Below are 19,873 nucleotides of genomic sequence, written 5' to 3'. Positions count from 1 at the left end.
GTCTGCTTGCGGTGCGGTGCGTCGCTCGTTGGCTGTGGTCATGCGGAACTCTGCTTCCGCTTCCCCTGAACCCTGTCGGGGCCGGGGACACACGTCAAGTAATACCGGAAAACTGGTTCTGGAATTGCATTTCGTGAGTCATCCCTCAAGAATGACGCTGTGGAGAGCGAGCACACAGGCCCCCGACGCAACGGCTGGACCTTCCTGACGAACCACGCCCGGGTGCTGATCGCCATCGCGCGCGACCCGGGCATCCGGCTGCGCGACATCGCGGTGGAGTGCGGTCTGACCGAGCGCACCGTACAGGCGATCGTCACGGACCTGCAGACGGACGGGTACCTCAACAAGACCCGGGACGGGCGGCGCAACCGCTACGTCGTCGCCCCCGGCGCCCGCTTCCGGCACCCGGCGGAGGCCGGTCACGAGATCGCCGGACTGCTGGCCTACCTCACCGCCCCGCTGGCCGCGCCGACGACGCCGACCGCCGAGGTGGCGGACGACGCACCCGGCCACGACGAGCCCCGCACCGCGGTCTAGACCACCCATCGCCGGGTCGCTCCTCGAGGCCGCCGCAGCGGCGTCAGGGGCGCCCCAGGGACGGGCGCCCGAACCGCACGGGGACCCCGGGCGAGTAGAGCACGCTCACGGGTGGCCCGGCCGGGGCCGGCAGGCCTGCCGCGGCCACCAGGTCCTCGTCGCAGTCGAGGAGCTCCGCACGGTGCAGCGGCCAGCGCGGGTGCGCGTTCGGGACGTACAGCGGTCGGCCGAAGAACTCCGTGTGCATGCCCCAGCGGGCGGTCAGGAAGTGCTCCAGGGCCGTCGGCTCCGCGATGCGCCCGCCCACGCGTACGGCGATCCGGCTGTGCGCGCCGCGCGGGCCGGGCAGGCGCCGGCCACTGGTGTACGTGACCGTGTCACCGTCATGGCGGACCGTCATCCGGGACCAGACGTACGGCAGTCGGAACGCGGCCCGACCGACGGCCACCGGGATCAGCCGGGAGGCGTCCAGCGAGCGGAAGACCACGGCCCGACGGCCCCGGGCGTCGACCGAGTAGAGGCGGACGTTGGTCTCGGGGAAGGAACCGAGGTAGGGGACGCCGGGAAGGCGGAACCAGCCGACCTCGTGCATGCGGAAGGCCACCAGCCCGACGTACGTGACCCCGTCCAGGGTGTCCGGCACGGTGCCGGCCGGCAGCAGCGGGGCGACCCGGGCCGGGTCGACGGCCCAGTGCAGGAACGCCAGGTCGAGCCAGGACTGGGTGAGCAGGGGGCGGCGCACCGGGTGCGGCGGGTCGGCCGTGACCGGCTCCGGAACCACGGCGGCGGCGGGCGGCGGCGTCTGGCGCATTCGGCCAGTATTCCCCGCGCGCGGAACGCCGACGCCGCCGAACGGCCCCGCTCACGGCGCCGGGTGCCCTCCCCCGGTGGTGCATCATCTCCGAGAGCCCCGACGGCGGGGCATCACGCGAAGGAGGCGTCGCATGGTCGAGTGGAAACGGATCAGCTCGGGCGTTCGTCCCATACCCAGCCCTGCCGCGACCACCTCGGTCTGGGCCGCGGCGGCCGTCGCAGCCATCACCCTGATCGCCGTGCTCAACCTCCTGGACGGACCCGACGACCCCACCGTCGACCTCATGGCGCTCTCCCTCGCCGTGGCCGTGGTGAGCACCGGAGCCCGCCTCACCGCCGCCCCGGGGACCGCCCTGCTCTGCTGGCTCGTGCTCAACGTCTTCGCGACCGCGCCCGTGGGCGAGCTCAGCTGGGAGACCCCCTACGACCTGCTGCGCCTCGTCTGCCTCCTCGCCTCGGCAGGCACCGGAACCGTCATCGCCCGTCTCCTCCACGCGCGCGCCGCGCACCGGCGGATCACGCCGTAGCGGTGCGGCGGCGCCCGCTGCCGTGCGTCAGCCGGCGGGCGTGGCCGCGGAGGTCTTGCGCAGCACGCCTATTTTGTCGATGCGGTGCTCGGGATTGCCCTGGGCGTCGCTCCAGAAGTTGCCTTCGGCGTGGTCCTCCGGCGTGGCGCAGGTCGAGATCGTGATCATCGCCTGGGTGGGGGCCGCCCCGGGCGCCCCGGGCACGGCGGCGCGCTGTTCGCTCAGCGAGCGCTCCGACCGGAAGGACGTCTTGCGGGTCGTGGTGATCTCGTAGGTGTACACCACCTCGCCCACGGTCACGAGGACCGTGTCGCCCGGTCCGACGGCGGGCAGTCTCCCCAGCGGGCCACCGGCCGACAGGCGGTGCGCGGTGACGAGGAAGTTGCCCACCTGGCCCGGCCCGACCCCGCCCCGCTTCCCATGAGGGCTGGCCGCCACGCCCAGGTCCTGGATACGGGTTCCCGCCACGTCGTCGGTGGTGCCCTCGTACGGAACCACGCGCAGCCCGGTGATACCTGCGGCGGGTATGGACAGCGTGGAGGCCCCGGGTGCGGGTGCAGGAGCAGCGGCGGGGGTGACGACCGCCTGGGGCGCGGCGGCCGGGACGGAAGCCGATACCGCGGCGCCTGCGGCGGTCGAGGGGGTGCACGCCGCGAGCAGGGCGGTCACGGCACCGACCAGCACGACCGGGGCGGCTCGGTACGGGAACGGCAAGGACATGGGCGTTTTCCCTGTCGGTCGATCGGGCGGCCGGGCGTGCGCCGGGCGGGTGACCCGACGCGCCCGGCCAGCCTGACATACGGAGCAAGAGGTCCATAAGGGTCCGGCCCTGTGACCTCGCTCCCGACGCTCGCGGGGGCGGAACCACGGAATCGGACGTCGCGGGAACTACCGTCCGCTCCTCTGCGACTACCTCGCCGGAGGAAGTGCCGTCCCGGCTCCGGCACGGCCCGATCGGCACCTCGTCCGTCTGGAACCGAGTACAAGACTCCGGAGTGACGATGACGGACCGGCTTGAGTACCCGACCCCGGCGATCACCGCGCTGAAGCGGTGGGCGCCCCCGCCCGCCCTCGCCGGCTTCGTGGCGCTGCTCATAGTGATGTTCGGCGCGGCGTACGCGGTGGGGGCGGGCGCCGGACCGGTGGCCCCCGGCATGCGGTCCACCGAAGTCGAGGGTCCGGCCTTCGTCGGGGACCTGGGACGACCGCACGGGCACGGCAGCGCTACGGGTGGCACGCGGTGACGGCCGAGCGGACGGAGGTGGTGGTGGGCACCACCGATCTGATCGTCGGCGGGATGACCTGCGCGGCCTGCGTGAACCGCGTGGAGAAGCGGCTGGCCAGGATCGAGGGCGTGAGCGCCACGGTCAACCTCGCCACCGGGCGGGCCCGGGTCCTGCATCCGTCGCACGTGACGGCGCAGGACCTCGTATCGGCGGTGGAGCGGGCGGGCTACAGCGCCGAGGTGCCGGCGCCGCCCGAGCCCGTGGCGGACCGGACGCCGCCGCCAGCGGGAACGGAGGGTTCCGCGGGCGGCGCGGAGGTGCAGCGGCTGCTGATCACCGCCCTGCTGTCCGTTCCGGTTCTGGCACTGTCGATGGCGCCCGCCCTTCAGTTCCGCAACTGGCAGTGGCTGTGCTTCGTCCTGGCCGCGCCGGTCGCCGTCTGGAGCTCGCTGCCGTTCCACACCCGGGCGGCACGGGGGCTGCGGCACGCGGCGGCGACCATGGACACCCTGGTGTCGCTGGGCGTCATCGCATCCTTCTCCTGGTCGGCGTACGCGCTGTTCCTGGGCGGGGCGGGCGATCCGGGGATGCGGATGCCGTTCAGCCTGCTGCCTTCGGCCGGCGGCGATGTGGCACACATCTACCTGGAGGCCGCGGTCGGGGTCCCGCTGTTCGTGCTGACCGGGCGATTCCTCGAGTCCCGGGCCCGCCGTGGTACGGGTGAGGCACTGCGCTCGCTCGCCGGTCTGGCCGCCAAGGACGTGACCGTACGGGAGGACGGCCGCGAGCGGCTCGTCCCGATCGGGCAGTTGCGGGTGGGGCAGGAATTCGTCGTCCGGCCGGGCGAGCGGGTGGCGACGGACGGGGTGGTGTCCTCCGGTGGTTCGGCCGTTGACCTTTCCCTGGTCACCGGCGAGAGCGAACCCGTCGAGGTGGGCCCTGGCCGGGCGGTGGTCGGCGGTGCGGTCAACGCGGGCGGTCTGCTGACCGTCCGGGCCACCGCTGTGGGCGCGGACACCCAGCTCGCCCGGATCACCCGCCTGGTGACCGAGGCGCAGTCCGGCAAGGCCCGGGCCCAGCGCCTGGCCGATGCGGTGGCGGGGGTGTTCGTACCGGTGGTGCTGGCCCTGGCCGTCACCGTTCTCGGCTTCTGGCTCGGTGCCGGGGCCGAGCCGCAGGCAGCCGTCACGGCCTGTGTGGCCGTCCTGGTGGTGGCTTGTCCCTGCGCGCTGGGGCTGGCCACCCCCACCGCCCTGCTGGCGGCGACCGGCCGCGGCGCGCAGCTGGGTCTGCTGGTCAGCGGCCCCCGGGCGCTGGAAACCCTGCGGCACGTCGACACCGTGGTCCTGGACAAGACCGGGACGCTGACGACCGGCCGGATGACCGTCGCGCACGTGACGGCCGTGCCCGCCGGGATGGGCCGGGAGCGGGCCCTGTGGCTGGCCGCGGCGGTGGAGCAGGGTTCCGAGCACCCGCTGGGCCGCGCCGTGGTCGCGTACTCCCGGCAGGAGCCGCACCGTAGCCCGCTGCCGCCGCCCGAGGTGACCGAGTTCCGGGCCACCGCGGGCATCGGTGTGACCGGGATGGTGGAGGGGCACCGCGTGGAGGTCTGCGCCGCCGGTGCGGACCTCCATCCGTCGCTGGACCGGGCCCTGGCCGAGGCGGAGGCGGCCGCGCACACGCCGGTCCTGGTCCGGGTGGACGGCGCCGACCAGGCCCTGATCGCCCTCGGGGACGTCCTGCGCCCCGGCAGCTACCGGGCCGTCGACCGACTGCGACGGCTGGGGGTGGAGCCGGTGCTGGCCACCGGTGACCGCGGGGCCACCGCGGACCGGGTCGCCGCCACGCTCGGGATCCGGGACGTGCACGCGCACTGCTCGCCCGAGGACAAGGCGCGGCTCGTCAGGGAGTTACGCGGTCAGGGGCGACGGGTCGCCGTGATCGGCGACGGGGTGAACGACGCCGGCGCCCTGGCCGGGGCCGACCTCGGCATCGCCATGGGGAGCGGAACGGACGTGGCCATCGGCGCGGCCGACGTCACGCTGGTGCGCGGCGACATCGAGGCGGTCGCCGACGCCGTCGAGCTGGCCAGGCGGACCCTCGGGACGATCCGGGCCAACCTCGTCTGGGCCTTCGGGTACAACGTCGTCACCGTGCCGCTCGCCGCGGTGGGGCTGCTCAACCCCATGGTCGCGGCCGCGGCGATGTCGGTGAGTTCCCTGATGGTGGTGGCCCACAGCCTCCGGTTGCGCAGCTGGCGGCCGGCGCCGCACGTACGTCGGGCGGGGACGGGCAGCCGGACGGGAGGTACGGGGCGATGACGCGTTCGCTTTCGAAGTGGATCCCGAGCGGCCGCCTCCCGATCGATCGACGCGTGCGCGAGGGTCTGCGCGCCGCGATCGTCCCGGTGGTGGCCTGTGCGCTCGCGCTGGCCGGTCTGACGGCATGGACCTCGACCGGCGCCGCGGGCAGCCCGCCGCAGATCGCCGCCGGGAACGGCCGCGTGCTGCTGCCCGACGGCAGCGGCCGGGACACGGCCGCCTTCTTCGACATCACCAACATCGGTGGCGCGGACGACCAGTTGATCGAGGTGACGTCGTCCGGCGTCGAGAAGACGCTGCTCAGCAGGCGGGAGAGCTCCGGGCTCGGGCCCGACCTCGTACGGACGGCGGCTCCAGTGCGGGTGCCCGCGGGCGGCACCGTCACCATGTCCCCGCTGGACCTGAGCATCACGACGCGGGCGAAGGAGACCCGCTGGGAGGCCGGCGACATGGTGCCGTTCGTCCTCCACTTCCGCTACAGCGCGCCGGTCGAGGTGGTGGCGGTGGTGGTCCGGCCCGGCAGCTGACCCGCTGTCGGGTGTCCGCCCGGCCCCGCGGCCGGGCGGACACCCGTACGGGACCGGGGGCGAGGACCCTGCGATCATCTGTCCCATGGGCGAACTGGTCGAGCGGGTCGATGAGCGGGATCACGTCGTGGCCGTCGTGGACCGGGCGGAGGCGATCCGGGAGCGCTGGCCGCACCGCGTCGCGACGATCGTGTGCCGCGACGAACACGGCCGGATCCTCGTGCACCGTCGCCCGGACGACGCGTCGCGGTTCCCCGGGCAGTTCAACTGGATGCTCGGTGGCGCCGTCGACGTCGGCGAGTCGTACGGGGAGGCCGCGGCCAGGGAGCTGGCGGAGGAGCTCGGGGTCCACGGCGTTCCCCGCTTCGTGCTCAAGTTCCCGTGCGACGGGGCGATCAGCCCCTACTGGCTGGGCCTCCACGAAGTCGTGATCACAGAGCCGGTCCGGCCCGACCCCACGGAAGTCGCCTGGTACGACTGGCTGACCGAGCCCGAACTCGACGAGCTCGTCCGCAGCCCCGCGTTCGTACCGGACGCCCGCGAGGCGTTCGACCGGTACCGCGCCCTGGGCCGCGCACCCGCTCACGAAGAGTGACGCACGGCCACGGCGCGCACAGCTTCAACCCCTCGTGAGCGGGTATGGGGCTTGAGGGAACTCCCCGAGGAGGCCTCATGCTTGCCACTCTCCGTAGCCGGGCCGGCTCCGCGCCGCAGGATCCCCGCGAGGTGCGCGATCCGCGGTCCGTGAGCACCGCCGACGCCCACGACCTGTCGGTCACGCTCTTCCGACGGCTGCTCGAACTGGACGAGGGGACCGCAGCGTACTCGTACGTGCGCAACACCCTGGTCGAGCTGAACCTGAGCATGGTGAAGTACGCGGCCACGCGCGTCCGTCACGTCGGCGCGCCGTGGGAGGACGTCCTGCAGGTCGGCACCATCGGCTTGATCAAGGCCATCAACAGGTTCGATCCGGAGCGCGGGTTCGAGTTCATGTCGTTCGCCCTGCCCACCATCGTGGGAGAGATCAAGCGCTACTTCCGTGACACGGCCTGGGCCGTCCGCGTACCGCGCCGGCTACAGGAGCTGCGCATCGATCTGGCCAAGGCGAACGACGCCCTGGAGCAGGAGCTGGGCCACGCTCCGGGTGCGCGGGAGCTCGCCGAGCGGCTGGACATCACGGTGGCGGAGGTCCACGAGGGGCGGCTCGCGGCCAACGGCTTCGCCAGCCTGTCCCTCGACGCCCCCGTAACGGCGGAGGACGACGACACCCCCGGCGTGTCGCCCCGGAGCCTCGGCATCGAGGAGGGTCGCTTCGAGACGGTCGAGGACCTGGAATCGCTGCGGCCGTTGCTGGGAGAACTGTCCGAACGGGACCGGACGATCCTTGCCCTGCGCTTCGGGGAGGAGCTGACCCAGGCCGAGATCGGCGAACGCCTGGGCATGTCGCAAATGCACGTCTCCCGGCTGCTGGGCCGCATCCTGGGCCGGCTGCGGGAGGGACTGCTCGCGGAAGAACCGGGGGCCGGGGCGGCCTGAGGCGCCCCTTCCGCACGGGACGGACGGGCATATCGCGCCGGAACCCGGGCAGGTGCAGAAGTGCATGAGGAAGGGTGATGCCGGATGGCGCCGGAAGCGGGGAGTGAACGCTTCACCGTCGCGGTGAGGACGGTGGACGCAGCGGTTGTCCTCACGCTCGCGGGAGAACTGGACCACGACACGGCGCAGCCGCTGCGGGACGCGCTCGACGGGGCACTCGCCCCGGGCCGTCGACTGCTGGTCGACATGGCGGGCCTGGGATTCTGCGATTCCACCGGGCTGAACGTGCTGCTGAACACGCGCCTCGCGGCACAGGAGGCCGGAGCCGGCCTCGAACTCGCCGGTCTGCACGGACCTGTCGCCCGCATGTTCCGGATCACCGGTGCGGACGGGGTGTTCCCCGTCCACTCCGATGTGACGGAAGCCCTGAGGACGCCGCGCGGCGGGGGAGCCTGAGCGTCATGGAGCAGCGCGGGCCGTCCGACCGGATCTGGAGCCTGGTGCTGTCCGGAACCACCGATGTCGTCTCGCGCAGCCGTGACTTCGCCCGCCAGGCACTGACCGCTTGGCGCTGGCTCCCGGGGACGGGGGAGAACGACCGCGAGAGCGCCGAGGACGTGCTCCTGCTGGTGTCGGAGGTGGTGGCCAACGCCTGCCTGCACGGTGGCGGACCCCGCGCGCTCGTCCTCGACTGCTCGGCCGAGCGGCTGCGGATCGAGGTCACGGACTCCAACCCGGCCCCGCCGGTGCGGGTGCCTGCGCGCGGGCCGGGCGACCGGGGCGGGCCGGTGGGTCACGGACTGCTGATCGTGGAACGTCTGGCCCGGGAATGGGGCTCCGAACCGGGGGTGGACGGCAAGCGCGTCTGGTGCGAGGTTCCGTGCCCACCCGGGATCGACGTTTCCGGATGACGGTGGCTGACCAGTGGCGCACCCGCGCCGGCGGACCACTCCGTGTCACGCGCTGGGCACGGCCCGCACGCTCACCCGCGATGCCGGTTCCTGGTGACCGCCGCTCGCGATCATGCGTACGTCGCCCTGATCGCTGATCTCCGCCTGCACGATTCCCGTCTCGTCGGCGTAGATCGGATGGCCGCCGGGGCCGGTCCGGTCGGTGCGGTGCACGAGGACCGATTCCTCGCCGCCCGGTACCACGTGGTCAGGGCCGGCGAATACCAGTTCGTACCTGCTGTCTCGTCCCATTCCGGCCTCCTCCGCACAAATGCACCGTCACCACCATTATCGGGTAGAGCGACTCGACTGCACGCTCCCGGGCACGGGCGGGGGCAGGAAGCTTCAGTAGGAATAACGCCCCGCGCACCCTCAGGATTCCGACTCGCGATGTGATCTTCCCGCGCCCCTGCACGCCTTTCCGGCACGGCGTCCACCTGCGCATACTCCAGGACCCGCCTCGCCCCGAACCATCGGGGGACGATGGCCCATCGGATGGAGTTGATCAATCAGATGACGTCGCACACGGTTGCCGCAGCAGCTTCGGGCACATGGGTGCTCGGTGACCTCGCGGTCAACCGGATCGGTTTCGGCGCCATGCGCCTGACCAGCAGCGCGGCCTTCCACGAGGGCACTCCCAGCGACCGCGGCCGGGCGATCGCCGTCCTGCGCCGGGCGGTCGAACTCGGCGTCGACCACATCGACACCGCCGCGTTCTACTTCTCGCGGCTGCGTTCGGCCAATGAGCTGATCAACTCGGCGCTGGCGCCCTACGCGGACGACCTCGTCATCTCCACCAAGGTCGGCCCCGCCCGGGACGCCTGCGGCGGGTGGGCCGAGTCGGCCCGGCCCGACCAGTTGCGCGGCCAGGTCGAGGAGAACCTGCGCCAACTCGGCCGGGACCACCTCGACGTGGTGAACCTCCGCATCATGGGCCAGGAGTCCGTCAGCGAGCACTTCGGGGCCCTGTCCGAGGTGCGCGACGCCGGACTGGTCCGTCACCTCGGCATCTCCAACGCCCGCCCGGACCACCTGGCCCAGGCCGAGGCGATCGCACCGGTGGTGTGCGTTCAGAACCGCTTCGGCATCGACGCGCCCGACCGGACGGGGATGCTCCACGCCTGCGCGGTGCGCGGCATCGCCTTCGTGCCCTTCTTCTCCATAGCCGGAGAGGGGCGCGAGTCCGGCGCCGTCCGGACCGAGCACGACGAGGTCCTCGCCGTCGCCCGGGCCCACGGAGCGTCACCGGCACAAGTGCGGCTCGCCTGGATCTTGGGGCAGGGCGCCCATGTGCTGGCCATCCCCGGGACCGGCAACCCGGATCACCTCGCCGACAACGTGGCGGCGGGCGCACTGCGACTGACGGCGGACGAGCTGAAGCTCCTCGATTCGATCGGCGGCTCCGCGGCCTGACGCTGCCCGACGCCGCCTGAGAGCACCTTGACGCCCGCCGGCGGCTCCGAAGGACAGAACACCAGAACCATCGACGAGAGGGTGTCCGAAGAAACGGTCGGAGCAGTCGTTACAGGAGCCTGAACCCGTTCGGCGCAGAGCGGGAGGGGGTCGCGAGGGCGGCGTGTCGGTACGCGAACGCCTCCGTCTCCGGGCCTGCCAAGGCTTGTTCGGCGCGCTCCGGCCGTTCACATCAGCACGGCATTGATATGTGCCCGATACACGGGAGAGTCACCGATACATCCGCATTTTGCAACACGCCCCGAATTGGTGGCTTTTGATGGTGGTTGGGGGTCAGAGTGTGGCTCCTCGGCAGGACGCCGGGAACGTTCCAGGCCCATCCGCCGCACACGAGGCGGGACCGGGCTGCTGTCTGTTGAAGGGGTCATTTCATGTCTGCTTCTCTCGCCACCCGCCGGTTCGTCGCCGCGTTCCTGGCCGCGGGCGCCCTCGTCGGCGCCGCCGCCCTCCCGGCCTCCGCCGACGACCACTGGCGCGACCGCGACCACCGGGCTCCGCACTCCTCGATCGTCATCAGCGACGTCCAGTACGGCACCGGCGGCCGCGACCGCGACCGCTCCGACCGGGCACTGAACCGGGAGTGGGTCGAGGTCGAGAACACCGGGCGCAGGAGCGTCAACCTGCGCGGCTTCACCCTCACCGACCGGCAGGGCAACCGCTACCGCTTCGGCGACTTCCGCCTGGACGGCCGGTCGACCGTGCGGGTCCACACCGGTCAGGGCCGCGACACCCGCCGCGACGTCTACCAGGACCGCCGCCACCAGATCTGGGACGAGCGCGACACCGCCACCCTGCGCGACAACCGCGGCAACGTCCTCGACACCGACTCCTGGGACGGCCGCCGGCACCACCGCAACGGCTGACCCCGACGGGTCACCGGCCTGACGCGCGCCCGCACTCCCCGCACGGCGGGGGTGCGGGCGCGCGCCGATATCGGGCTGCAACTGTCAGAGGGGGGTGGCAGGATCATCGGCGGTGATCCGACCACCTACAGGGGGCAGGGATGGGGAGCACGACGTTCGAGTGGCCGCGCGGCGCGGGGGAACGGAACACGGCGGCGCTGGAGTTGTGGCTCGCCGCACGTGGCTGGGAGGTCGACCCGACGGTGTTCATGGCCGGCGGGCTCGGCCCGGCCGTCCAGGTGCAGCCGATCGGCGGGGCGGGTCAGGACGGGGAGCCCGGGCTGCTGATCCTGCCGGGCGAGACCGTGGAGTACGCGCGGGACCGGATGCGGATCGCTCCCCGGGCCGCGGTCCCGGTCGCCTGCGGAGCGCCGTAGGACCGTCCTCCCCCGGTCAACGGGCGGGCCCGCGGGCAGGGGTTCCCCGGTCGCCCGGAGAGCGCCCGCCGGGGGCGCTCTCCGGGCGGCGGGCATCACCGCGGCCTTCATGGCCCCCGGCGATGCGCGCCCACTGCTCCGACGACCGCCGGGCCGGACTCAGTACGTGACGACGATCCGGCGTGCCGGGCCGTCCACCCGGATGCGGCCTCCGACCGGGATCACGACCTGCGGGTCGGTGTGGCCGAAGTCGACGTCGAACACCGCCATGGTGTCGGGGGCGTACTGGCGCAGGGCCCGGAGGACGGCCTCGCGCTGTTGCCGGCGGAACTCGGCCTTCGCCCCGGCATCGAGCCGGTTCTCGAACGACCAGCTCTTCGCCCTGCCCATGAGCAGCGCGGGGAACTGCCGCAGCAGCCCGCGTTCGCCCATGCCGCGCAGGATCCGGTAGACCTCTTCGGCAGCCGGCATTTCCTCGGAGGTCTCCAGGAACAGCACGTTGCCGGCGTAGGCGTCGACCGGCCCCGCCACGCGGTCGGCCATCAGCAGCCAGGAGATGATCTCCAGGTTGCCGCCCCAGCTGATGCCGTCGACGACCCGGTCGGCGTTGTGCCAGGACCAGCCGTCGGCGGGTTCCATGGGGGGCTCGGATGCGAACGTCTGCGGGTCGTCCCAGGGCCTGTCGGTGTCCCCGCAGGCGCTCGCCGCGGTGAGTTCGTACGCGCCCGAGGTGAACAGCGCGGCCCGGAGGGAGTCGGCGGTCGACGGGTGCATCGCGCCGGGCCGTCCCAACCCGACCATGACCGAACCGCCGTGGTAGCCGACGATGCCCAAGCCCCGCAGGAACAGCAACAGGTTGGTGTTGTCGCTGTAGCCGAAGAACGGCTTGGGGTTGGCGCGCAGGAGGTCGCGGTCGAGGTGGGGAAGGACGGTGATCTGGTCGTCGCCGCCGATGCTGGCGATCACCGCCTTGATGTCGGGGTCCGCGAAGGCCGCGTGGATGTCCGCGGCGCGCGCCTCGGGCGTCGCACCCATCGTCCGGGTCGTCGGGTATTCCACCGCCTTCAGTCCGAAGTCGTCCCGGAGCCTGCTCAGCCCCAACTCGTAGGGGCGCGGGAACAGGCCGGGGAGGCCGGAAGAGGGTGAAATCACGGCGACCTGGTCACCGGGGCGGGGCTTCGCGGGATAGCGGGGATACTCCATCCGATGATCTTAAAAGTCGGCGGCCCCGACCTCCCGTCAATTATCCGGGGCGAGCCGGCGATGGCGCCGCGGACCAGCGTGTCGGGCGTGCCCATCCGGCAATCATTCAGGCATATGATCTCGAATCGAATGCAAAATCGAGACAAATGAGACTGTGTCCCGCGCTGTTCGGTGGATCCCGTCGGAGAAAACTGGTCCGCCGTCAGAGCCCCGACGCATCCGACCGAGAACAGGACTCCTTCCACTGATCTGACTGTTACCCGCCAACCGACTGCGGAGGTATCACGATGTCCTGCCCCAGGACCGACTTCCGAAAGGCCCCCAAGGGCCTTCTCCCCACGTGTTGTTGCCCCAGGGCCCGCGCCATACTCTCCCTGCTGCTCCTGACGGCCGCCGTAACGACCGGCCCGGCGGCCCCGGCGCACGCCGCCGCCCCGTACGGCGCCAGAGCCGTCGCGGTGGCCGCCTCCAAACAGGGCTCGCCGTACGCCTACGGCGCCACCGGTCCCAAACGCTTCGACTGCTCGGGCCTGACCCTCTACGCCTTCAAGAAGGCGGGCAAACGGCTCCCGCGCACCGCCGAGCAGCAGTACGAGCACACCGTCCACATTCCCGAGGCCGATCGCGCGGCCGGGGACCTGGTCTTCTTCCCCAGCGGCGCGACCATGACCCACGTCGGGATCTACGCCGGCGACGACCGCATCTGGCACGCTCCACGTCCCGGCACCCGGGTGCGCCTGGAGCGGATCTGGAGCACAGCGGTCCGTTACGGGCGGGCCACCTGATCGGGCACCCGGCCGGTCCGGGCCCCTCGGTCCAGGTCCCCCGCCGCGACGGCGGCCGGACCCGGGTCCGCGGGCAGCCTGCGCACCGCCCACATGCTCGGGGCGAGCAGCAGCACCAGGCTCGTCAGGACCATCAGTACGGCACTCCAGAGAAGGACGGATTCCGTACCGAGGGAGGTCGCCGCAGCGCCCACGACGAGGTAGCCCAGCGGCACGGACATGAGCTCACCGACCGAATTGAAGGAGCTGACCCGCCCGAGCACCTCCGACGGGAGCTGTTCCTGCACGGCGGTGTTCCAACACACGATCGCGATGTCGAGGCCGATGCCCGCCATGACGCTCGCCCCGGCCAGCACCGCCAGCGGCGCGCCCCAGGCGAGTGCGAGGAAGGGAAGCGCCAGGGGCAGGTTGGCGCATACACACACGACCATGATCCTGGACGGCTTCCATTTGAGTGAAACGATTCCACCCAGGAGCAGGCCCGCCGCGAATGCCCCCTGGACGATTCCCCAGGAAGCGGCACCCAGATGACTGTTCTGGGCCATCACCGGACCGAGGAGCTGATAGCCGCCGAGCCAGAGGGCGACGACCACGGTGCCGGACAACGTATAGGACCAGATCCAGGAGAGACGGGAGAACTCTTTCCAGCCGTCCTTGAAGTCGCGGAAGACTGAGGCCGTGGTCTTGGCGGGTCCGGACACGCCAAGACGGCTGCAGAGGAAGGCCGCGACCGCGAAACTGGCGGCGTCCCAGCCCAGGGTCAGTTCCGGTCCGACGAAGGCGACGAGGACGCCGCCGACCGCCGGCGCGAGGACGCGGACGATGTTGATGGGCAACCGCATCAGCGCGTTCGCCTGCTGCAGCTCGCCGGGCTCGACGAGCTGCGGCAGCACACTGTTCATGGCGGGCTGGGTCAGTGCCGACGCACAGCCCGCCAGTGCCGCGAACAGGGCGATCCGCCCGGTGGTGGCCGTTCCCGTCGCCACGAGCAGTGCGACGCAGCCCTGGGTGGCCGCAGGCAGCACATTGCCGATGACGATGACGCGTTGGCGGGAGAACCGGTCCGCGATCACTCCTCCGACGAGGAGCAGGACGAGCTGCGGGGCGGTGTTGGCGGCGAGGACGATCGCCAGGGACGCCGGGCTGCTGTCGAATCCGAACACGGCGAAGGCCAGGGCCACGGGGGCCATCGCCGTTCCGCTCATCGAGGTCAGACGCGCCAGGAGGAATAATCTGAACGGCTTGTGCCGCAGTGTGGAGAGGGATCCGTGTCGAACCATTCGAGGGACACTAACCTGCCCCTGCGCAGGTGGCGGAGCCGGGAGGGGGCGGGCGCCTTAGAGCGATTCGCCGGGCCTCAGATAGCGGTAGCCGTGCGAAGTCTCCTCACCGAGCCAGCCGTTGACGCTGCTGAGACCGCGGTCGTTGATCTGCGCGTCGTGAATGGCGAACGCCCGCCGCGGCCCCACGGCCTTGACGAAATCGATCACCTCCGCCATTTTCAGCCACGACCCCTGCGCCGGCACGAGCAGCGTCTCGATCCCTTGCTCGGGCACGTGCAGCGAGTCTCCCGGGTGGTACACCGCGTCGTCGACGACGTACCCGAGGTTCGCGCAGTCGGGTTGCCCGCCGTAGATGAAGGCATGGCGGCCACCGACCGCCCGTATGTGGAAGCCCGCGGCGGTGAACTCCGCACCGGAGGACACTCCGATGACGTCCAGCTGCGGAATGTCCGCCTCGGCGGGGGCGTAGACCGGTACGCCGAGCCCCGCCAGACGCAGTACGTCGACGTGGTCGACGTGCTCGTGGGTCACCAGCACGGCGTCCGCCCCGGCCAGGGCGGCCGGTTCGCTCCACGTACCGGGATCGATGACGAGAACCCGGTCGTCCTGCTCGATCCGCACACATGCATGGGTGTACTTCGTGATCTTCATGGCTCCGGACCGTACCGTGCGGGACCCGCCACGGCCCCGTCATTTCCGGATCGTGTCGGGACCCGGCCACGCGTTTTCACGTGCTGGTCAGCGCAGTTGCCGGAAGAAGGCGCGGATGTCCCCCACCAGCAGCTCGGGCACCTCCATGGCGGGGAAGTGGCCGCCCCGGTCGTACGAGGTCCAGCGGACGATGGAGTCGGTGCGCGCGGCGACGTGGCGCAGCGGGATGAAGTTGTCCCGGGGGAAGTCGGCCAGTGCGGTCGGGGTCCGCGACACCTCGGGCGGCCGGCCGGCGTACGCGGCGTGGGCCCGCTCGTAGTAGAGGCGGGCCGCGCTGCCGGCCGTTCCGGTGAGCCAGTAAAGCGTCACGTTGGTCAGCATCTGGTCCCGGTCGACCGGGCACGCGGGGTCGCTCCACTCGGTGAACTTCTCCGCGATCCAGGCGAGCAGACCGACCGGCGAGTCGTTGAGCCCGTACGCGAGGGTCTGCGGCCGGGTCGCCTGGATGTCGGCGTACCCCTGTCGCTCGCGCGCCCAGATCCGGTACCGCTCCCAGGAGGCCAGCGTCCGCTCACGTTCGGCGGGGGACAGTGCGGCCAGCTCTTGGGGCCGGGGTTCGGCGGTGGCCCCGCCGCCGGGCAGCAGGTTCAGGTGCACTCCGATCACGTGGTCCGGCCGGATCAGCCCGAGTTCCCGCGAGATCGCGGCGCCCCAGTCGCCGCCCTGCACCCCGTACGACCGGTGGCCGAGGCGGTCCATCAGCACGCCGAAGGCCCGGGCCACCCGTTTGAACTCCCAGCCCGTGTCGGTCGTGGGTCCCGAGAGGCCGAAGCCGGGGATGCTCGGCAGCACCAGGTGGAAGGCGTCCGCCGGGTCGCCGCCGTGCGCCCGGGGATCCGTGAGCGGGCCCACGACGCGCTGGAACTCCACCGGTGAGCCCGGCCAGCCGTGGGTCATCAGCAGCACGGTCGCGTCCGGCTCGGGCGAGCGGAGGTGTGCGAAGTGCACCTGCGCGCCGTCGATGACCGTGGTGAACTGCGGCCACTCGTTCAGCCGGGCCTCGGCCGCCCGCCAGTCGTACTCCTCGCGCCAGTAGTCGACCAGCTCCCGCATCGGGGCGAGCGGCATCCCGTACGCCCGGCCGACCCCGGGCAGCTCGTCGGGCCACCGCACCCGGCCCAGCCGCTCGCGCAGGTCGTCCAGCTCCCCCTGACCCACATCGATCCGGAACCGGTGCAACCGCTCGTCAAGATCACTCATGCCGCGCATGCTAAGGGTCACCTGCGGGAGGGAATCTCGAGGGAGGCGGGACCGGACGGGGTTTCAAGGGCCTCATAGCGGCCACACGCGCAGGAGGAACGCGACTACGACGGAAGGATCGCTCCCATGACGACGATGGTCCTGCTGATCGCGCCGATGGCGTTGGCCCTGCTGCTCGTCCACCGCAGGGGCGGACACCGTGCCCGGCACCGGGCGAGCCGTTTCTGACGAGCGTCTCGGCCCGTCCGGTCCGGCGTCACACGAGAGCGCGAGCGAGGTGAACGCGGTGTCCATGCGTGCCAAGGGTTGGGCCACTTCCTTCCCCGTCCACCGAGGCGTGCGCGAGGCCCGCCGGTGGACCGCGGAACGCCTGGACTCCCTCCAGTGGACGACGGACGCCCCCGACACCGCGCACTCCGTCCTGCTGACGGTGTCGGAGCTCGTCACCAACGCGCACATCCACGCCCGCAGCGGCGCCGGGCTGGTCCTCACCTGGGACGGCCGGTGCCTGCACGTCAGTGTTGCCGACGCGGACCCGCAGCTGCCGGCCCCGCGCGCCCCCTCACGCGGGGCGACCTCCGGGCGGGGACTCGCCATCATCGACGCCCTCGCCGATGCCTGGGACGCCCATTCCTTCCACGGCGGCAAGACGATCACCGCGTGTTTCCGTCCCCGGATGACACCCGCCCCGCACGTCGACGAAGCACCCGACGCGTGACGGCCCGGCGGTTCGTCGGGCTACGGCTCGGTGGGGCGGGGGGCGGGGGGCGGGGGCGGTACCGGGGCACGGCCCTGTGCCGCCCCCCGTGCCGCGCTCGGGCCCGTTCCGTACGCTGGCTGCATGCGTACGCGCCCCACTCTGAGCTGGACCCCCACCGGGGACCTACGGCCGGGCACCACGGATCCGGAGCCGGTCGCCGACGCGCTGAGGACCGGAGGCGTGCTGGTGCTCAGCGGGGCGGGCCTTTCCACGGAGTCGGGCATCCCCGACTACCGTGGCGAGGCCGGCAGCCTGCGCCGGCACACCCCGATGACCTACCAGGAATTCACCACGAGCATCCACGCCCGGCGCCGCTACTGGGCGCGCAGCCACCTGGGCTGGCACACCTTCGGCCGTGCCCGGCCCAATGCCGGGCACCGGGCCGTGGCCGCCTTCGGGCAGCACGGTCTGCTCTCGGCGGTGATCACGCAGAACGTCGACGGCCTGCACCAGGCCGCCGGCAGCAAGGACGTGGTGGAACTCCATGGAGGTCTGAACCGGGTCGTCTGCCTTTCCTGCGGCGCCTTCAGCACGCGCCAGGAGCTCGCCCAGCGGCTGGAAGGGGCCAATGCGGGCTTCGCGCCCGCGTCAGCCCGGCTGAATCCGGACGGTGACGCGGACCTCACCGACGAACAGGTCGGAGACTTCACCGTCATGCCCTGCGCGGAGTGCGGCGGCATCCTCAAACCGAACGTGGTGTTCTTCGGCGAAAACGTTCCCCCGCACCGGGTCGAGCACTGCCGCGAACTGGTCGATGCGGCGACCTCGCTCCTGGTCCTGGGATCCTCGCTCACGGTGATGTCCGGACTCCGGTTCGTCCGCCAAGCAGCCCAGGCGGGAAAACCCGTACTGATCGTCAACAGGGATCCGACCCGGGGCGACCGGCACGCCGCCGCCCGCGTCGCGCTCCCCCTGGGGGCGACCCTCGCCGCCCTCGCCGACGGACTGGACGTCCCCGTCGACGGCCGGACGGCGGACTGAACCGGTGAGCTGCCCGGACCGAGCACCGACGAGGGCAGCCGGGAGGGGCCCGGACTCGACGAGTCCGGGCCCCTCCCCCCTCGCGGGTCAGACGAACGGGCCGCCGAACGGACCGGCGGGACCGTAGTAGAAGGCCAACTGCTCGCGGTAGCCCGCGTCGCCGAGGTGCTCGTCCCGGTGGAACTCCGGGGATCCCTTGATCTGTTCCTTGGTGCGCTCCACGTGGATCGTCCGCTCCTCCGGGTCGATCGAAATCACGGTGGCGGCCGGCAGGAGCACTTCCCTCCCGAAGATCCACACCCCTGTGTCGACGACCAGGTAGGCGTCACCGACCTCGTCGGAGTGCTTGTCGACCTTGCCGATGCTTCCGTCGACCGCCTCGACCTTGTAGCCGGTGAGATCGGTACCGGCCAGGTGGCCCGACGTCGACTTGTAACTCCACGCATGCTCGGTCACGTGAGAACAACTCCTCCGGTTCGAGTGAAAGGATCGACCAACCTCTTGAACGGCGTCTGCCCCGGCTTTCCCGTTGTGAACGCACGCTTCCCCCTCGGCCCGGCCCACCGGCGGACGATCCTGCGGAAGGGGCCGCTCATGATCCGGCCCCCACGGGGAACACGGCGGTCACCGAACGAAAGGGGCATGGACATGCTCGGCATCACCGCCGCAGTGCTGTTCTTCGTCGCGTTCCTGATCAACGCCGCCACCATCAGCACGAACGAAGTGTTCAGCTCCACCAACTTCACGCTGCTCGGCCTCGCCGCTCTCGCGCTCCACGTCGCCGGCGTCGGCCACGGGTGGGCGGCCCGCGGGCGGGGCCGGGGCCGGGGCCGGAGGAGCTGACCCCATGACACGGAGGGGAAACAGGAGCGGGGTCCCGCGGAGCGGCGCGACGCTCGGGCGCGATCTGGTGCTCGCCGTGGGGCTGGCCGGGGCCGTCATGGGCGGCCTGGCCGCCTTCGTCAGGGCCACCTCGGCGGCCGGGACACGGCTGCCGGCCCTACCGGTGGTCGCGGCGGTGGTGCTGCTGATCGGCGTGGCGTTCGCCGCGTGGAGCGCGTCCCCCGTGAGGCGCCGCTCCCCGGCACCGCCCGACCCGGGCGCGTACTCCGCGACGGGCGTGCGGCCCGCGACGGAACTGCCGGATGTCGGAGCCGAGGCGCTCGACCATGCCGCGGTCGATGCCGACGGCTTTGAACACACCATCGCCGCTCTCTGCGTACGCGACGGCTGCACCCCGGTGGAGGTGGTGGGCGGCGCGGGTGATCTGGGCGCCGACGTGATCGCCACGACCCCGGACGGGCTGCGCGTCGTCGTGCAGTGCAAGCACTATGCCGAGGACAACCGGGTCGGCTCGCAGGACCTGCAGCGTTTCGGCGGGACCTGCTTCGCCGTCCACGACGCCGATGTCGCGATCGTCGTCACGACGAGTCAGTTCACGGCGCCCGCCCTCGAGTACGCCGCGGCGTGCGGAATCGTCTGTGTCGACGGCGAGGCCTTGGCCGCCTGGACCGAGCCGGGCGTACGGCCGCCGCCGTGGGCGTCCGACACGACCTGCTCCGGCCTGACCGCAGCGCCCGGCGGCCGGGCGCTGCGGTGAGTCTCCGACTTCGGGCGCCCTCGGGTCGGGCATGCTCGCTCATGGTCCTCCGGCCGTGGGGCGCATCCGGCTGAGCGACGCCACCGGGTGGGATGCTCGAAGCCTCCGGGCGCGGGTGCGGGTGCGGAGGTGGTGAACGGTCGACCAACCGCCGGACTCCC

25 protein-coding genes are annotated in these 19,873 nt (G+C 71.9%); 17 read left to right on the top strand and 8 right to left on the bottom strand.

The features are described 5' to 3' along the window. Positions 1 to 159 precede the first annotated feature (159 nt). A complete protein-coding gene (locus OG207_RS40925) occupies positions 160 to 537 on the top strand; it encodes a helix-turn-helix transcriptional regulator (protein WP_329106363.1) in 378 nt (125 codons plus the stop codon). 43 nt (positions 538 to 580) lie between these two features. On the opposite strand, the gene OG207_RS40920 is transcribed toward OG207_RS40925, so the two are convergent. Next, positions 581 to 1,348, bottom strand: a complete 768-nt coding sequence (locus OG207_RS40920; RefSeq protein WP_329106361.1) for a YqjF family protein — start codon at positions 1,346 to 1,348, stop codon at positions 581 to 583. Between the two features lie 133 nt (positions 1,349 to 1,481). Between OG207_RS40920 and OG207_RS40915 the strand changes: the two genes are divergently transcribed. Beyond that, positions 1,482 to 1,877 (top strand): DUF4118 domain-containing protein, encoded by a 396-nt coding sequence (locus tag OG207_RS40915; protein WP_329106359.1) that lies wholly within the window; start codon positions 1,482 to 1,484, stop codon positions 1,875 to 1,877. A 27-nt stretch (positions 1,878 to 1,904) separates the two neighbouring features. Here the strand turns inward: OG207_RS40915 and OG207_RS40910 are convergent, their stop codons facing one another. After that, positions 1,905 to 2,597, bottom strand: a complete 693-nt coding sequence (locus OG207_RS40910) for a sortase domain-containing protein (RefSeq protein ID WP_329106358.1) — start codon at positions 2,595 to 2,597, stop codon at positions 1,905 to 1,907. A gap of 281 nt (positions 2,598 to 2,878) precedes the next feature. On the opposite strand from OG207_RS40910, the gene OG207_RS40905 reads away from it, so the two are divergent. From OG207_RS40905 to OG207_RS40875, 7 genes are all read left to right on the top strand, one after another. Continuing rightward, the gene (locus tag OG207_RS40905; protein WP_329106356.1) at positions 2,879 to 3,121 is read left to right on the top strand and encodes a hypothetical protein; all 243 of its coding nucleotides are present in this window, start codon (positions 2,879 to 2,881) and stop codon (positions 3,119 to 3,121) included. A gap of 53 nt (positions 3,122 to 3,174) precedes the next feature. After that, positions 3,175 to 5,424 (top strand): heavy metal translocating P-type ATPase, encoded by a 2,250-nt coding sequence (locus tag OG207_RS40900; protein ID WP_402695630.1) that lies wholly within the window; start codon positions 3,175 to 3,177, stop codon positions 5,422 to 5,424. After that, a complete protein-coding gene (locus OG207_RS40895) occupies positions 5,421 to 5,951 on the top strand; it encodes a copper chaperone PCu(A)C (RefSeq protein WP_329106351.1) in 531 nt (176 codons plus the stop codon). Before OG207_RS40900 ends, OG207_RS40895 begins: the two co-directional genes overlap by 4 nt. An 85-nt stretch (positions 5,952 to 6,036) precedes the next feature. Next, positions 6,037 to 6,546, top strand: coding sequence for an NUDIX hydrolase (locus tag OG207_RS40890; RefSeq protein ID WP_329106349.1), 510 nt, complete (start codon positions 6,037 to 6,039; stop codon positions 6,544 to 6,546). 77 nt (positions 6,547 to 6,623) lie between these two features. Next, a complete protein-coding gene (locus OG207_RS40885; protein ID WP_329106347.1) occupies positions 6,624 to 7,487 on the top strand; it encodes a SigB/SigF/SigG family RNA polymerase sigma factor in 864 nt (287 codons plus the stop codon). Between the two features lie 84 nt (positions 7,488 to 7,571). Then, on the top strand, positions 7,572 to 7,943 hold the full coding sequence (locus OG207_RS40880) for an STAS domain-containing protein (protein WP_329106345.1): 372 nt from the start codon (positions 7,572 to 7,574) through the stop codon (positions 7,941 to 7,943). A gap of 5 nt (positions 7,944 to 7,948) precedes the next feature. Then, complete coding sequence (locus OG207_RS40875; protein WP_329106343.1) at positions 7,949 to 8,398, top strand: ATP-binding protein; 450 nt, start codon at positions 7,949 to 7,951, stop codon at positions 8,396 to 8,398. Between the two features lie 45 nt (positions 8,399 to 8,443). On the opposite strand, the gene OG207_RS40870 is transcribed toward OG207_RS40875, so the two are convergent. Further along, positions 8,444 to 8,689 (bottom strand): DUF6296 family protein, encoded by a 246-nt coding sequence (locus tag OG207_RS40870; RefSeq protein WP_329106341.1) that lies wholly within the window; start codon positions 8,687 to 8,689, stop codon positions 8,444 to 8,446. Positions 8,690 to 8,950: 261 nt separating this feature from the next. On the opposite strand from OG207_RS40870, the gene OG207_RS40865 reads away from it, so the two are divergent. The 3 genes from OG207_RS40865 to OG207_RS40855 all read left to right on the top strand — a co-directional run bounded on the left by OG207_RS40865 (position 8,951) and on the right by OG207_RS40855 (position 11,189). After that, positions 8,951 to 9,850: an aldo/keto reductase gene (locus OG207_RS40865; protein ID WP_329106339.1), complete on the top strand. Its 900-nt coding sequence runs from the start codon at positions 8,951 to 8,953 to the stop codon at positions 9,848 to 9,850. Between the two features lie 431 nt (positions 9,851 to 10,281). Further along, a complete protein-coding gene (locus OG207_RS40860; RefSeq protein WP_329106337.1) occupies positions 10,282 to 10,773 on the top strand; it encodes a lamin tail domain-containing protein in 492 nt (163 codons plus the stop codon). Between the two features lie 140 nt (positions 10,774 to 10,913). Beyond that, on the top strand, positions 10,914 to 11,189 hold the full coding sequence (locus OG207_RS40855) for a hypothetical protein (RefSeq protein WP_329106335.1): 276 nt from the start codon (positions 10,914 to 10,916) through the stop codon (positions 11,187 to 11,189). A gap of 159 nt (positions 11,190 to 11,348) precedes the next feature. Here OG207_RS40855 and OG207_RS40850 read toward each other — a convergent pair whose 3' ends face one another. After that, a complete protein-coding gene (locus OG207_RS40850; RefSeq protein ID WP_329106333.1) occupies positions 11,349 to 12,392 on the bottom strand; it encodes a S66 family peptidase in 1,044 nt (347 codons plus the stop codon). 287 nt (positions 12,393 to 12,679) lie between these two features. Between OG207_RS40850 and OG207_RS40845 the strand changes: the two genes are divergently transcribed. Further along, a complete protein-coding gene (locus tag OG207_RS40845; protein WP_329106331.1) occupies positions 12,680 to 13,177 on the top strand; it encodes a C40 family peptidase in 498 nt (165 codons plus the stop codon). Here OG207_RS40845 and OG207_RS40840 read toward each other — a convergent pair. The 3 genes from OG207_RS40840 to OG207_RS40830 form a co-directional block, all read right to left on the bottom strand. Then, positions 13,159 to 14,457 carry an MFS transporter gene (locus OG207_RS40840; RefSeq protein WP_329106329.1) on the bottom strand — a complete coding sequence of 433 codons (1,299 nt, stop codon included), beginning with the start codon at positions 14,455 to 14,457 and terminating at the stop codon, positions 13,159 to 13,161. The genes OG207_RS40845 and OG207_RS40840 overlap by 19 nt on opposite strands. Before the next feature lie 57 nt (positions 14,458 to 14,514). After that, complete coding sequence (locus tag OG207_RS40835) at positions 14,515 to 15,111, bottom strand: MBL fold metallo-hydrolase (RefSeq protein ID WP_329106327.1); 597 nt, start codon at positions 15,109 to 15,111, stop codon at positions 14,515 to 14,517. A gap of 87 nt (positions 15,112 to 15,198) precedes the next feature. After that, positions 15,199 to 16,371, bottom strand: a complete 1,173-nt coding sequence (locus tag OG207_RS40830) for an epoxide hydrolase family protein (RefSeq protein ID WP_329106325.1) — start codon at positions 16,369 to 16,371, stop codon at positions 15,199 to 15,201. A gap of 292 nt (positions 16,372 to 16,663) precedes the next feature. Between OG207_RS40830 and OG207_RS40825 the strand changes: the two genes are divergently transcribed. Both OG207_RS40825 and OG207_RS40820 read left to right on the top strand, forming a co-directional pair. Then, positions 16,664 to 17,089 (top strand): ATP-binding protein, encoded by a 426-nt coding sequence (locus OG207_RS40825; RefSeq protein WP_329108242.1) that lies wholly within the window; start codon positions 16,664 to 16,666, stop codon positions 17,087 to 17,089. Positions 17,090 to 17,212: 123 nt separating this feature from the next. Next, positions 17,213 to 18,112, top strand: a complete 900-nt coding sequence (locus OG207_RS40820) for an NAD-dependent protein deacetylase (protein ID WP_329106323.1) — start codon at positions 17,213 to 17,215, stop codon at positions 18,110 to 18,112. Positions 18,113 to 18,199: 87 nt separating this feature from the next. Here OG207_RS40820 and OG207_RS40815 read toward each other — a convergent pair whose 3' ends face one another. Beyond that, positions 18,200 to 18,568 (bottom strand): PRC-barrel domain-containing protein, encoded by a 369-nt coding sequence (locus tag OG207_RS40815; RefSeq protein WP_329106321.1) that lies wholly within the window; start codon positions 18,566 to 18,568, stop codon positions 18,200 to 18,202. 192 nt (positions 18,569 to 18,760) lie between these two features. On the opposite strand from OG207_RS40815, the gene OG207_RS40810 reads away from it, so the two are divergent. Both OG207_RS40810 and OG207_RS40805 read left to right on the top strand, forming a co-directional pair. Continuing rightward, on the top strand, positions 18,761 to 18,955 hold the full coding sequence (locus tag OG207_RS40810) for a hypothetical protein (RefSeq protein ID WP_329106320.1): 195 nt from the start codon (positions 18,761 to 18,763) through the stop codon (positions 18,953 to 18,955). 4 nt (positions 18,956 to 18,959) lie between these two features. Next, positions 18,960 to 19,712 carry a restriction endonuclease gene (locus OG207_RS40805; protein ID WP_329106317.1) on the top strand — a complete coding sequence of 251 codons (753 nt, stop codon included), beginning with the start codon at positions 18,960 to 18,962 and terminating at the stop codon, positions 19,710 to 19,712. The last annotated feature ends 161 nt before the right edge of the window (positions 19,713 to 19,873 follow it).

The organism is Streptomyces sp. NBC_01439, assembly GCF_036227605.1.
Taxonomy (GTDB): domain Bacteria; phylum Actinomycetota; class Actinomycetes; order Streptomycetales; family Streptomycetaceae; genus Streptomyces.
Note: the sequence above shows the minus strand (reverse complement) of the source record. Positions and strands in the feature narration are given on the sequence as shown.